A 14,315-nucleotide genomic window follows, 5' to 3' on the forward strand; every position below is an offset into this window, starting at 1 on the left:
CCACTGATTCGTGAGAACCACTTGGCATACTCAACTCACCCTCACCTTCCCGGATTCGCTGACAGTTGCGGAAAACCGAACAGCCTTTTTAAGGTCGTCAGCTTTTAAAGTTGCGTCAATAAAAAATTGCAGTATCAGTCTATTTTCCGAGTGCCCTTCAGACATAACGTAAACCTCTGACAAGCGTGGCTCATAGAGCCTGACAGCGTTTTCAATTGCCACACGGGATTGCCTCAATATCTCGTGAGCGCTCATACTCATGTTATTCAAGTCAGGCAAGCCATAATCAGGTAGCATTTTCACGCTTCCTGCTCGAGCGCCAAGCATGTTCGACAAATGTGCCGCTATCGATGCCTTTAGCTGTTCTTCCTCAGAAATACCTGGCTGCTGTAACGTCACTCCGGCAAGGCGTTCAAAAAGGCTACTGAGAGATCCCATAGCACTACCTATTCCTTCTCCATTTTCCCGACCAGCGACAGAGTAAAATCAGCCCCCATATATTTGAAATGGGGGCGGACATTCAAACTGACACGGTACCAGCCAGGGTCACCTTCCACGTCGCTTACAATAATTTGCGCCGAGCGTAACGGGCGTCTTCCTCGCACTTCCGCGCTCGGATTTTCCTGGTCTGCAATGTACTGGCGAATCCATTTATTAAGTTGACTCTCCAGATCCGCTCGCTCTTTCCAGGACCCGATCTGCTCTCGCTGCAACACCTTGAGGTAGTGCGCGAGGCGGTTGACAATCATCATGTAGGGCAGTTGGGTCCCCAGCCTGTAATTAAGCTCGGCTATTTTGCCTTCCGAATGGTTGCCAAAGAACTTGGGCTTTTGCACGGAACTGGCGGAAAAGAACGCGGCGTTATCGCTTCCCTTTCTCATGGTCAACGCGATAAACCCCTCTTCTGCGAGTTCATACTCACGGCGATCAGAGACCAGGACCTCCGTCGGAATCTTTGTCTCGATTTCACCCATGCTGTGGAATCGGTGCAAGGGAAGGTCTTCCACCGCACCACCACTCAGTGGCCCGATGATATTGGGGCACCAACGAAATTTGGCAAAACTGTCTGTCAGCTTCGTCGCAAATGCATAGGCCGTATTTCCCCATAGATAGTGCTCGTGGCTGTTCGCAACGTTTTCCTTGTAGGCAAACGTTTTCACCGGGTTTTCCTCTGGCTCGTAAGGACTGCGCAGCAGGAAACGCGGCACCGTCAAGGCAAGATACCGAGCGTCCTCTTGCTGCCGAAAGCTCTGCCATTTGGCGAACTGCGGGCCTTCGAAATGATCGCTCAGATCCTTGAGATCAGGCAGACCGGTGAACTGCTCAAGCCCGAAAAAATTGGCACCCGCAGCAGCGATGAAAGGTGCATGCGCCATGCAGGCAACGCTTGAAACGTATTGCATGGTCTTGACATCAGGGGCGCTTGGCGAGAAGAAGTAATTGGCGATGATTGCGCCAACGGGATTACCGCCAAACTGGCCGTACTCAGCGGTGTAGACGTGTTTATAGAGGCCCGACTGAACCACTTCAGGTGAATCTTCGAAATCTTCTAGAAGGTCTTGTTTGGAAACGCTTAATAACTCGATTTTTATATTTTCACGAAAATCGGTTCGATCAATCAGTAACTTCAAACCACGCCATGAAGCTTCCAATGCCTGAAATTCTACATGATGGATGATCTCGTCCATCTGGCGACTCAGCTTGACGTCAATCTCGGTAATCATCCGGTCAACCAGCGCTTTTTTGACCGGCTCGTTGTTATTACGCGGCTTCAGCAACTCTTCAATAAATGCAGCCACCCCTCGTTTGGCAATGCCATAGGCGTCGTCACAAGGCTCTAAGGAAGGTCTGAAGTAGCCGGATGTTTTCCGGCTACCGAGTCCTCAGCACTTTTCAAAAAACGATGCATGTCGAAATTTGCTCAATTATCTTCGCTTTTTAGCTCTTTCGGCCGCTGCAAAGCCTTTTGCGGTAACCATTTCCTGCATTACACGCGCACCTCTCCTGCGCTCGCCAACAAATGTCGGCGGGCCATCCACAGGTTTGACAGGGCGAACAACGTCACCATCTGCGCGGTGTTCTTGGCCAAGCCCCGAAAGCGCACTTTTTCATAGCCAAACTGGCGTTTGATGACCCGAAACGGATGCTCGACCTTGGCGCGAACCTGGGCCTTGGCCTTCTCGATTTTGCGGATCGCCTTGTACAAAATACTGCGTTTTCCGTGCTTTTTGTAAGTGCTGCGGCGGGCGGCAATCTGCCAAATGACCTTGCGCCCAGCGTGTTCTTCGCGCTTCTCGACCCCGGTGTAACCTGCGTCGGCGCAGACTACGTTTTCCTCGCCGTGCAGCAGTTTGGCAACCTGCGTGACGTCTGCCACATTGGCCGCTGTTACTACCACGCTGTGCACCAGGCCTGACTCGTCGTCGGCGCCGATGTGAGCCTTGGCGCCGAAATAGTACTGGTTACCTTTCTTGGTTTGATGCATCTCAGGATCGCGTTTGCCATCCTTGTTCTTGGTCGAACTGGGCGCGTGAATCAGCGTGGCATCGACGATGGTGCCTTGACGCAACGACAAGCCACGGTCGCCCAGATAACCATTAATTACGCCGAGAATCCCGGTCGCCAACTCGTGCTTTTCCAGCAGACGACGGAAGTTGAGAATGGTGGTTTCGTCTGGAATTCGCTCCAGGCTCAGGCCTGAAAACTGACGCAGGATGGTCGTCTCATACAGCGCTTCTTCCATCGCCGGATCGCTGTAGCCGAACCAGTTCTGCATCAGATGAACACGCAGCATCGCCATCAGTGGGTAGGCGGGCCGGCCACCTTCTCCTTTTGGATAATAGGGCTCAATCAGGGCAATCAAACCTTTCCAGGGCACCACCTGATCCATCTCGATCAGGAACAATTCCTTACGGGTCTGCTTGCGCTTGCCGGCATACTCGGCGTCGGCGAAGGTCATCTGTTTCATCATCGAAAAGCTCGGCGACTGGTGTCCGGAGATTTTGCCAAATTAGGAAGTCTTTTTCAGAGTTTCCCTAACAATTCTGACTCTATGTAGCTCGAGTGAACCTCCGCCTTAAAAGAAAATGAATCATACCCGTTAACAATGCCATCCCTAATTAGCGAAAAAATCTCTTGTACCACTTCAAAATCTTTGGCAATCATAATCACTCCAACGGCGGTGCTTTTGCTTAATTCTTAAAATCAACAGTCTTTACTTTACCATTAATTGTATATGTAACTGTAGAGAATCTGGCCCAGGAGAGCTCGGACCTTTTCTTTCATACTTTATAGTTATTTTACCAACCACTTGAGCAGGATCATTCAAAGCTGCTTTGATTTTATTTTCATAAAATACTTTATAAACAGAGTTATTAAAACTTGCATCTTGTGGAAAAAGATTATAACCATCACAAGTACCACCTTGACTACACGCCTGAGCATGTCCGCCAACATCATGAAGGTTTTGTAGTGGTCGGCTGTGTAATATATTTCGCCGCCTTTAACTACCACAATTCGCTGAGGTCCTGGCCCTACTATACCGGGCGTAGGGATGCTGGGTTACCTGCCAGTGTTGCATCAGTAGCAATCGAACAATTAACGCAGTTGTGGGTTCGTCCAGCATCTGGATAACCTGGGTTGACGTTCCTAATTGAACCTGCAGTTTCATCCGCAACGCCTGTCGCTTTTGCACCTACTCAGGAATAATTTTTAACTCACTCAATAGTGGTTTCAGTCCTAAACTTTCCATATAAGTCCCATAGTCGAAAAAGGCCCTAACCCAATGTATTCGTATAAAAAACATGACGCCTCGCACTCTTGACATACGAACAGACAAGTGTCGCTAGCTATAACTTTAGCCTTATCAATATCTCCCTACCCACATCTTGGACACAACATATAAAACCTCTTTATTTAACAGGATAAGCGGTAATGACCTGATTGGTCCTAGGCCGAACAATAATTTTGATACTCGTTTCTCCCGAAGTACCAATCGCTCGCCCACTCGGGACAACATATGCACCCGGATCATCTACTACAGAACTACCTTTCTTGAGCCATGCTTCATCGACAGCGCCTAAAATCTCTTTTCTGTCCATATTAAAGACGCTACGTGTTGTCTTGGCCGGATTCGGCTCCGCATGCTCTAAAACATGCAAAACTCTCTTTCCTTGAACCGATCCTTGTCCATAGTCTAGACCGGCTGGAGTTGTCCAGGTCCGGGTAGACTTGTCAAACGTTAGCTCTACTGCACCACCTGTCGCTTTTGCACCAAGCAATCACAACAGGATATATATCACAACGGTAAAAGCAGAAAAGCTAGTTAACCGTGGCCTACCCCCGACTTTTCTGGGACCTCAATATAAAATAACTCTGAATGAATCTCCCAAGACATCCAGCCTGGCCCTGGCGAAACATTTAGAACCCCCTCTAATAAATACTCTCTAGAAGATTGCTCAATATAAGCACGACAGCCAAACTCTTCGACTGTTTCATTGCCAGTTGATCTTTTACGATCCGCTGCGTATTCAGTAGTTATCCTTTTTGAAAAGGAAACACCTTCAAAAACAAACCAGCAGCCACCTACAAACTCATGCATGGCATATTGGCTATCAGCCTTGCTTCCATATTGAACCCACTCGCCAGCGTCAGTGCGGGCTCTTAAAAGCCCATCACTTAACTTCCATTCAACATATTCAGTCTGCCTTGACGGATCGTAAATATAGTGCCTCGGAAATATATCTTCTATACCACTGCCTTTATCTTTATCACACTTGACAAAATGAACCCCACTTGCTTCTTTTGAAAGAAAGCCATATGGAAGTGCTAGCCCTCCCTCAACAAAAACCCTAAGCACTCCAAGCTTCTCTTCTGAGAACCCATATGTGCAATTAAATGTATCAATATCATCAAAACCAACAAAAACTATCACTTGAGTTTCTCCAGAACAATAGTTTTCATGCTATCTAGATTCGTAATTACACTTCCATCTGTACGAAGGAATGTTTGCCCTGCGAATCGAGAGTCAAGAGAGCCATTTTGTATAACTCGCAACCCTAGAGACTCTAATTCAGATGTACTTGGTATTTTTCCGTAAGGGTTCGCAGCATTTGCGTTGACAAATATCTTTCCACCAGGTTCAACCACGCGAGTAGCTTCAGGAAGAAAATCCATCATTGAGTTAGTACCACCTGCACTCTTGGGAATGAATGGATTACTAGCAACAATCTCTCCCACCGAACTATCCTTGAAAGGAAGTTTCGTTGCGTCCGCTCGAATACCAGACTGAATATCTGCTCGGATATCCACGTTTATAGCACCAGGAGTTTGAGCATTTTTCCCACCAAATAATTCAACGGCGGGTTTCCCACCAGAACTAGCTAATTCTCCTGTCGCTTTTGCACCTGCCCCAAAAGCATCCAACAGAAGCTTACCAGCTCCTCGCAAAATAATCGCCTCTGCGACCGAAGCAGCAGCGTTGATGGCCATCGCCGCCAGCGCACTTTCATCTGGCGTTTTGCTCGCCGGGTTGAACGAGCTGAGTACCCGTTGTCCCTCGGTTGAAACATAAGGCTGAGTGATAGCGCCAGCAGACTCTGCTGCGTTGTTAAACGACAAGGTTGCAAGACCGCCAAGGGCCGCAGGAGCCAGACAGCCTATGATAGAAGCACATCCTGGCAGGGTTATGACGGCTCCTACCGCTGAAGTCCCTCCAATGTAGGTGTTCACGCTGGTATCAATGACAGCACCGGTTCGCGTAACCGCCTCATCATGCCGAGTGATAAAGTCGTCAGCGCTGTCAATGTAGCCGTAGTCAAACTGACCTGTTGCCTTGAGATCAGCCAGCTCACGGGTATAGCCAGCTCCCTTGGCTTCCAGCGCTTTCAGTCCTTCGTAGTTTTTATCCGAAGTAGGTACAGAGGCGCTGCAATGGACCAAGGCGCACGCAGCGGCATCTAACCTTTCAGCACGATCCGGATTTTCATTACGCGCTTTTTCAAGCTCCATCGCAGCCGGTTCATGTAACCCCTTGTTGTATTGCGTAGCGTTCCTGGCTACCCAACTCCCCTTCTCAATCGAGCTGGCATCAGCGTCTTTCTGAGTGGCCGCAGCCAGAGCGCCGACTATCTGAGAACTCATGGTCAGAAGGTTTTTATTACCGTTGACCAGACTATTCAGGTGTCCAACCAAAGCTTCGTTAGCTCCTGCAGCCAACGCTCCCGTTCTGAAATCTCCGCCAGTGGCCTTTGATAGCAGACCTCCCACCATCGCGTGAATGATGACCTTGGGAGGTGTACCTTCCGCAAAATTGCCGTAGGTATAGTCACCCACTGCATTGAAACTCGCCGCCGCCAAGGTATTGAACAACGCAGTCTTGAGTGCATCACTGCCACTGCCGCCCTTACCAAGAGCATTACTCAGTAACGTAGACGTTCCGTTCTGCAGAACCTGATTACCGGCAAACTGACTCACGCCTTCCCAAGTGGAGAGTTTGGCTCCAACAATCTTGCCGGTGTTCGGATCACTATGCGTACCCATCCAACCATCAAAGTACGCAGCCGTCAGACCCGCCGTCACTCCCGAGATGACATACCCTTTTATGGCATCGGAAGAAGTTACATCTTTAAATACCGCCCCAAGGTTTCCACGGTTATTAATAACGCTGACCGTTGCGTTGGTAGCGGCACCCGCTGCAACAGCGCCCGCACCCGCAGAGAGGAACGCTGCCGTGTTGGCACTCATCGTACCTGCCGTGACTGCTGCCCCTGTGGATGCACCTACCGCGCTCATTGCCATAGGTCCCACAACAGCAGCCATGATAATCGCGATGATAATTTGCGAGGCTGGACCAAGACCCGAGTTGCTGTACTTGAAGGAGTCGTGAATCTCCTTCACTTGCCGCCAGTCCACGTCACCGCGTTTTTCAGCATCCTTGAGCCAGGCAAGTTGTGGATCGGCTTTGACCATTGCATCGATGCTCTGGGTGACCGTTTGCTGATCAACCTGCCTGATATCGATCTGCAATCCATTGACGGCTTTAATGGTTACTTCACCGGCGGCAACCAGTTCGCTCTGGCGTAAAGTCTCGTCGGTATTACCTTTACCTTTGGAAGAAACCCAAAAGGCGTTGTTGTCACTCTTCTCGTGACTCTCCTGATGCAGGTCCTTAACGCCCTCAAACGTAACCGCACCACCACTTTCAATCGTCAGGTCCTTGCCACTCTTCAGCTTCGCAGCTTGATATTTCTGATCGCCTCCGCTCGACAGCAGCAAATCACCACCCGTGGTGATTTCACTACCAATGTTTTTCACATCAGTAACTTCGTCACGCTTGGTTTTCTTCGCCCCAAAACGCCCCTTCTTCTTTTTGTCATACAGGGAATAATCACTGTCCTGCGCAGCCAAGATGTCGAGGTTTTCACCGGCAACCAGGTACGCCTCTTTACCCGCAGTAATACGGCTGGAGATCACGGAGAGGTTCTGGCCCGCCTGCAAGGCAACGCTGCCCCCGGCATCAAGATCAGAAGAAACCTGGCTGACGTGATCTTCCTGACGGGTCAGTTTTTTGCTTTTGGACAGGGAGTGCTCTTCGTCCGCCGCAGAGCTGATGGTGAGGTTTTCGGTCGCGGCCATGGCGATGTCGCGTTTGGCGTCGATCTGGCTGGCGATGACGGAGATGTCGCGTCCGGCCTGAACGGTCAGGTCGCGCCCTGAACTGGCGGTGGAGCCCAGTTGGGTGATGTCGCTGCTGTTGTGTTTGCTGTCCGAGAACAGGCTGTTGGTGACTTCGGTCGGGGCGATGGTGACGTCGCGTCCGGCCTGGATGGTCATGTCACGACCGCTTTCCAGCACGCTGCCTTTGTTGATGACGTCGCGGCCTGCCGAAATGCTCATGTCGTTGGCGGCTTCGATGCGCGCGGCACTGTCGGCGAACTCGTTGTGGCGCTGACCGAGCACACTGTTGTCCATCGAGGTGATGCTGCGTTCGTTGATCACGTCGCCGTTGATCGCGGTCAGTGAAACATCGCGGCCTTTGATGATGCCGCCAGCGGTGTTGATCAGGTCATTGCCCGCGAGCAGATCGAGCCGGTTGCCGGCTTCTATCAGACCGATGTTGATCAGGTTGTTACCTGCGACCGCCGAGAGATTGTTGGCGGCGTGCAAGGTACCGACGTTGTCGAGGTTCTGGCCTGCGATCAGTGAGACGTCGTTACCCGCAATCAATGCCCCGGTCGGACCAAGGCGATTGTCGGCCTGTGCCAGATACAGCGCCGGCACCGGCACCAGCACTTTCTCGCCATTCACTTCATGCTCTTCAAGCCAGACGATGTCGTGGGTCAGCGCTGCGACCTGTTGTGAACTCAGCGATACGCCGACAGCCAGGTTCAGTTGCTGCTTGCTGGCGATGGCGTTGTTCATCAGGTACTTGAACTGCGCCTCGTTGGAGGTTTGCCCATCGATGAAGGCCTGACCAGTGCGGGCCACGACTGCCTGCTGAACGAGGCGTTGTTCATACAAGCCGTCGCCCAAGCGCTTGGCGCTGACTTCCGGGTCGTAGCCCAGACCGGCCAACAGGTAGTCCGAGCTCATGAACTGCTTAAGTTCGGTGAGGACCGGGTTGGTTTCGATCAGGTATTTTTGCGGTTTGGAAACAAACGAACTGCTGGGCAGGCCCTGCACTCGGGTAACGACTTGTGCTGCTGCAGCAGCGACCGGGCTACTGACCGTTGTAGTTACCGGACGAGCCTGAGCGTCGGTTACAACCTGACCGACCTAAGTAATCAGCGGATCTACAGCCGTCGTGGTATTAGCAACCTTGGCGCCTGCGGCAGTCGCTGACGCCCCCGTTTTCGGTTTAGCTTAGCGCGCTGATTTACGTGGCATCGACAATGGCATCTGCAATAACGACAGGCCGCATTACCTATGTAGCCGTTATTTACGGCTAAAATGCTAATAGTAGGCAACTGGTGCTTTTCCAGCAAACAAGGGTATGCTTTCGTTTGTCGACGTTCTCAGCGCCAGCAAATGCCATGCACTTCATCGGATAACTTAGCAGATGTTTTCGAGAAGCTTTTCCAAAACAGCACATCTCTTTCAGAGCTTTCTCACGCTAAAAAATCATCAAAATCGCTTCCAACTTTAGAGGCTTTATACTGAAAAGCCCCTACGCCAATTATCTCTTAAAATCAAATCGCCCGACCAATGATCTCTTGAAAATCATTCGCCAAATCTCGAATCCCCATATCAGGATTAAGACTGAAAAGCTGATCCTTAGTGATCGTCAGCGAAAAGAATACTTCTTCCATCACTTCGTAATCGATTTTTTTTTCATAATACCTCTCAACTAAAAACTTATACGACTTGCATCCACCCACTAAGAAACCTAATAACGGATATTCTTCAAGATTATTAGGAGACGCGCTCCACCCTGACTGCTCGACGCCTCGCCAAAAAAACAGGCTAGCATTGTTATTAGAAAAAGCAGGCTCATCTTTGAATTTTTCAAAAGCATTAGGAATTAAACTCAAGTGCTCGAGCGCGTTAGATAACGCTGAAGAAAATAGGACTTTTCCTGCAACTCCCTCATTAGAAAAGTGTAAAAAAAACTCGCTACCTGAACCGTCTCTCATCGACGCCATCATTTCTCTCTCACTCCCATCCCAATTAGAGTTAAATGAAAAATACCTATACTCCCACTCAGGCATGATTATGGCATCCAAGAGTGCCAAGCCTTGGGCTACTCGTTTAACATTATCAATAGATGGTAGATCATTTATATCCCGCACGGAGTTATTCATCTATTATCTCCTAATTATCAGATTTAGCTCTATTTTCTTGCCGCGACAAGATTTGAAGATTTGAACTGCAGTTAGTACCGTCGCAACTTTTCGGCTTTACATGATCAAACTGCCACTCGTTAGGGTCTGGAGTTACTCCACGCTGGCTTTTTTGCGGCCGAACTAATTCTATACCACTGGCATCTGATCTAACCACACCATCGTTAGCTGCCTTATTCAACTCAAGCGCCTCTTGCTTTTGTCGCAATGTGAAATCTTTACCGGGTCCTACGTTCGGTGGATTCTCAATACTTGAATAATCAACTTTTGCAGGAGCCCTCGCTTTTTGCGCTCCGGATTCGATAACAGGATTGCTCAAATCAACATGATTTTCTACCAATGTTTCGCCGCTTTTTGCAAGGCGGTCTGAAGCTTTCGCAAGTACCTTGCGAAACGCGACCCCCCCCCCCAGCAGCGGCTGCTAATCCTCCCCCAATGGCCTCCGCCAACGCAACAGTTTCTTCGGGCGTGAGCTTGAGCTTGGCCTGGAGTGTTTCTGCCACGGCCTGCGCGCTAGCACCGGTCGTCGCAACTGCCAAGGTCTCCTGAAACTCCAGGTTCTCATTGATCAGGATCTGCAGCGAGTCCTTGGCGTACTTAGAACCATCACCCAAAGCATCGTAGACACTCGAAAGATCGGCTACCGTGTTAGCAACATCCCTTGAGGACGGTTTACACAGAGATACGTCGAACCTGCAATTGATGATCGCTTCAATCGTTTGATCCTCGCTTACTTTTTTGTAAGCGGCCACAATCGAATCGCACTCGGAAGGGGCGCATTTCCTTAACTTTTCGGCTGCCTCTTTCAACTGGTTATGGGCAAGATAGTTGTACTGCGTACTGTTAGCCGTCACCGCCGCTGCTGCCGATGCGTCCCCGCCCGTTGTGGCAGCAGTCAGAGCACCGATCAACTGCGAGGCAGTCATCAGCTTGCTGACACCTGCCTGATACGCTTGGGAGTTTTTGTCTAAATCACTTGGCAGCATCCTCTCCGCCAGATAATCGACAACCATTTCATTCGCGCCGGCGGCCAAGGCACCCGTTCGGAAATCGCCGCCCATGGCCTCGGACATCAACCCGCCAAGCACGGCATGCATGCCAACTTTGGTGAGTTTGCCCTCATCGAACAGAGTGAAATCACCGATCTTGCCTGCGGCAATGGCGCCACCCGTAGCGATTCCCGTAGTGACTATGGAAGAGCCAAGGTTATCCTTGAAACTCCCGCCCATGATCGCGGTCTTGATTACAGATTCGGTGATCACCTTAGTCGCAACGGTCTGAACACTCGCAAGGTCCAAGCCCAGATTTTTCGGATTGATGGTCGGTACAAAACCTGCCATGACGCCCGCCATGGCGTATCCCTTGATGGCGTTGGAAGACGTGACGTCTTTGAAAACAGCGCCAAGATCACCCTTGTTGTTGATCGTGCTCGTCACTGCCGTCGTCGCAACGCTGGTTGCTACAGCGCCGCCAATACCAGCGCTTAAACCAAAGCCTGCTGGGCCCATCACCGCCGCCATCAGGATGGCGACTACAATCTGCGCAGCAGGCCCAAGGCCCGAGTTGTCGTACTTGAAGCTTTCGTGGATTTCCTTGACCTGACGCCAGTCGATGTCACCTCGTTTCTCGGCATCCTTGATCCAGGCCAGTTGCGGATCAGCCTTGACCATTGCGTCGATGCTCTGGCTTACGCTTTGCTGATTGACCTGTTTCACATCAATGCGCAGACCGTTAACGGCCTGAATGGCAACTTCGCCTTTGGCCACCAGTTCGCTCTGGCGAAAGGTCTCGTCGGTTGTCCCTTTGCCTTTTGTCGAGAACCACGCTGCACTGCTTTTGTTCTTGGTGTGGCTTTCGTCGTGGAGGTCTTTCACGCCCTCGAAATCGATTGCGCCGCCACTGTTGATCAACAGGTCGTTGCCACTGTTCAGTTTGGCAACCTGATAACGCTGGTCGCCGCCACTTGCCAACGTCAGGTTACCGCCTGTAGTGATTTCACTGCTGATATTGCGCGTGTCGGTCACTTCATCGCGCTTGAAGTTTTTAGCCCCAAAACTCCCCTTCTTCTTTTTGTCATACAGCGAATAATCACTGTCCTGCGCAGCCAAGATGTCCAGGTTTTCACCGGCAACCAGGTACGCCTCTTTACCCGCGGTAATACGGCTGGAGATCACGGCGAGGTTCTGCCCGGCCTGTAAGGCAACACTGCCCCCGGCATCAAGATCAGAAGAAACCTGGCTGACGTGATCTTCCTGGCGGGTCAGTTTTTTGCTTTTGGACAGGGAGTGTTCTTCGTCCGCCGCAGAGCTGATGGTGAGGTTTTCGGTCGCGGCCATGGCGATGTCGCGTTTGGCATCGATCTGGCTGGCGATGACGGAGATGTCGCGTCCGGCCTGAACGGTCAGGTCGCGTCCGGAACTGGCAGTGGAACCCAGTTGGGTGATGTCGCTGCTGTTGTGTTTGCTGTCCGAGAACAGGCTGTTGGTGACTTCGGTCGGGGCGATGGTGACGTCGCGTCCGGCCTAGATGCTCATGTCACGACCGCTTTCCAGCACGCTGCCTTTGTTGATGACGTCGCGGCCTGCCGAGAGTCTCATGTCGTTGGCGGCTTCGATGCGCGCGGCGCTGTCGGCGAACTCGTTGTGGCGCTGACCGAGCACACTGTTGTCCATCGAGGTGATGCTGCGTTCGTTGATCACGTCGCCGTTGATCGCGGTCAGTGAAACATCGCGACCTTTGATGATGCCGCCAGCGGTGTTGATCAGGTCATTGCCCGCGAGCAGATCGAGCCGGTTACCAGCTTCTATCAGGCCGGCGTTGACCAGATTGTTACCGGCAACCGCTGACAGGTTATTGGCCGCATGCAAGGTGCCAACGTTGTCGAGGTTCTGGCCGGCGATCAGTGAGACGTCGTTACCCGCAATCAATGCCCCGGTCGGGCCAAGGCGATTGCCGGCCTGTGCCAGATACAGCACCGGCACCAGCACTTTCTCGCCATTCACTTCGTGCTCTTCGAGCCAGACGATGTCGTGGGTCAGCGCTGCGACCTGTTGTGAACTCAGCGATACGCCGACAGCCAGGTTCAGTTGCTGTTTGCTGGCGATGGCGTTGTTCATCAGGTACTTGAACTGCGCCTCGTTGGAGGTTTGCCCGTCGATGAACGCCTGACCGGTTCTGGCCACTACTGCCTGCTGAACGAGGCGCTGTTCGTACAAGCCGTCACCCAGACGCTTAGCGCTGACTTCCGGGTCGTAGCCCAGACCGGCCAACAGGTAGTCCGAGCTCATGAACTGCTTGAGTTCGGTGAGGACCGGGTTGGTTTCGATCAGGTATTTTTGCGGTTTGGAAACGAACGAACTGCTGGGCAGGCCCTGCACTCGGGTAACGGTTTGTGCTGCGGCAGCAGCGACCGAGCTACTAACCGTTGCAGTTACCGGGCGGCCCTGAGCGTCGGTTACAACCTGACCGGCACTGTTGATACGCGTGCCCTGCACCATGCCGGCATTCTGGACCGCCGAACTACTGGATCCTGTGGCGGTTATAACCGGCAGACCCGTCGAACCTGCATTTTGCACAGGCAGCAAAGCACCACTTCCCTGATTGCCCGTCGCCATACCGGTGACGCTGTCGACGCTGGTTACACCTGTGGAATCAGACGTATGGCCTGGTAGTACAAATCCGCCAATAGGCGAGGCACTTGGCGCGCTGGCGTCGAAGGAGGATGCATTGGCGCTCACGCCTATGCTTTGCCGTGTAACCGAAGCAAGCTGACGAGTAGCGTTGGATATCTGGCCTACCGAGCCGATCTGGATGGTGCTTGCCTGTGCATCGGAAACGGTTTGCTCGCGTTGAGCGACGGAGACCGCTGCGCCGCCCATTGTCCAGCTTTGAGGCAGGCCGATGGGTTGGGCAACAGCGGCTGCGGTACCGGTCTGGCCGCTCAGACGGAACAGTCCGTTCTGGCCGGTGGGCAGGCTGAAACCTGGCAGGCTTAGTGGGTTGACTTGTTGTTGGGCCAGGTCGGGGGGGAGCTGGGCGTTAATTAACACTACCGTAGGTGAAGCACTTCCGCTGAGTTGCGTTACGCCTAAGCGGGCGGCACCTGTACCTAACGTAATACCTTCACGAACCACACTATTACTTAAATCCTGGGTGGCATTTATGCGAACAGTACCGCCTGCCTGCACTACCGCATTCTCAGAACTTGACGCATCATTTGCAACTACAACATTTTCAAAAAAACTAGCATTCTTCACTACATCAGGTGCTTCAGTTCTAACCCCATTACTATACGTCGGCAATGGAGGAGAAAAGGCATGCTCTCCGGTTTCAGAGGGAACCCAGATCCAGCCGAATGTAGTTACGTGGCTCGATTCCCGACCATTTCCGCTTGTTGCCTGAATAAACTCTGTCCCATCAGCAGTCCATAAATGTAAATTTGCCCTAGAAAACTTCCCACCTACATAATTATCAGAG

The 14,315-nt window shown here is 51.7% G+C and carries 5 protein-coding genes and 3 pseudogenes; all 8 read right to left on the reverse strand.

Translation table 11 applies throughout. The annotated features are described in order from the left end of the window. Window positions 1-30 precede the first annotated feature (30 nt). Window positions 31-438, reverse strand: a complete 408-nt coding sequence (tssE, locus tag LJU29_RS15900) for a type VI secretion system baseplate subunit TssE (protein WP_122321090.1) — start codon at window positions 436-438, stop codon at window positions 31-33. 8 nt (window positions 439-446) lie between these two features. Beyond that, window positions 447-1,841 (reverse strand): annotated as a pseudogene (gene tssC, locus LJU29_RS15905) (type VI secretion system contractile sheath large subunit); the annotation flags it as partial. Between the two features lie 146 nt (window positions 1,842-1,987). Further along, window positions 1,988-2,968, reverse strand: coding sequence for an IS5-like element ISPsy2 family transposase (locus LJU29_RS15910; RefSeq protein ID WP_054078085.1), 981 nt, complete (start codon window positions 2,966-2,968; stop codon window positions 1,988-1,990). A gap of 1,356 nt (window positions 2,969-4,324) precedes the next feature. Then, window positions 4,325-4,933, reverse strand: coding sequence for a hypothetical protein (locus LJU29_RS15915; protein ID WP_257110916.1), 609 nt, complete (start codon window positions 4,931-4,933; stop codon window positions 4,325-4,327). After that, a pseudogene (locus LJU29_RS15920) lies at window positions 4,930-8,769 on the reverse strand (DUF637 domain-containing protein); the annotation flags it as partial. The gene LJU29_RS15915 and the pseudogene LJU29_RS15920, both read right to left, overlap by 4 nt. 419 nt (window positions 8,770-9,188) lie before the next feature. Further along, window positions 9,189-9,800, reverse strand: coding sequence for a hypothetical protein (locus LJU29_RS15925; protein WP_257110917.1), 612 nt, complete (start codon window positions 9,798-9,800; stop codon window positions 9,189-9,191). 10 nt (window positions 9,801-9,810) lie between these two features. Then, window positions 9,811-10,179 (reverse strand): HNH endonuclease signature motif containing protein, encoded by a 369-nt coding sequence (locus LJU29_RS15930; protein ID WP_257110918.1) that lies wholly within the window; start codon window positions 10,177-10,179, stop codon window positions 9,811-9,813. After that, window positions 10,160-13,813, reverse strand: a pseudogene (locus LJU29_RS15935) (DUF637 domain-containing protein). The gene LJU29_RS15930 and the pseudogene LJU29_RS15935 overlap by 20 nt, the downstream one beginning before the upstream one ends. Between the last annotated feature and the right edge of the window lie 502 nt (window positions 13,814-14,315).

It is taken from the genome of Pseudomonas ficuserectae, from assembly GCF_024584585.1.
GTDB classification, from domain to species: domain Bacteria; phylum Pseudomonadota; class Gammaproteobacteria; order Pseudomonadales; family Pseudomonadaceae; genus Aquipseudomonas; species Aquipseudomonas amygdali.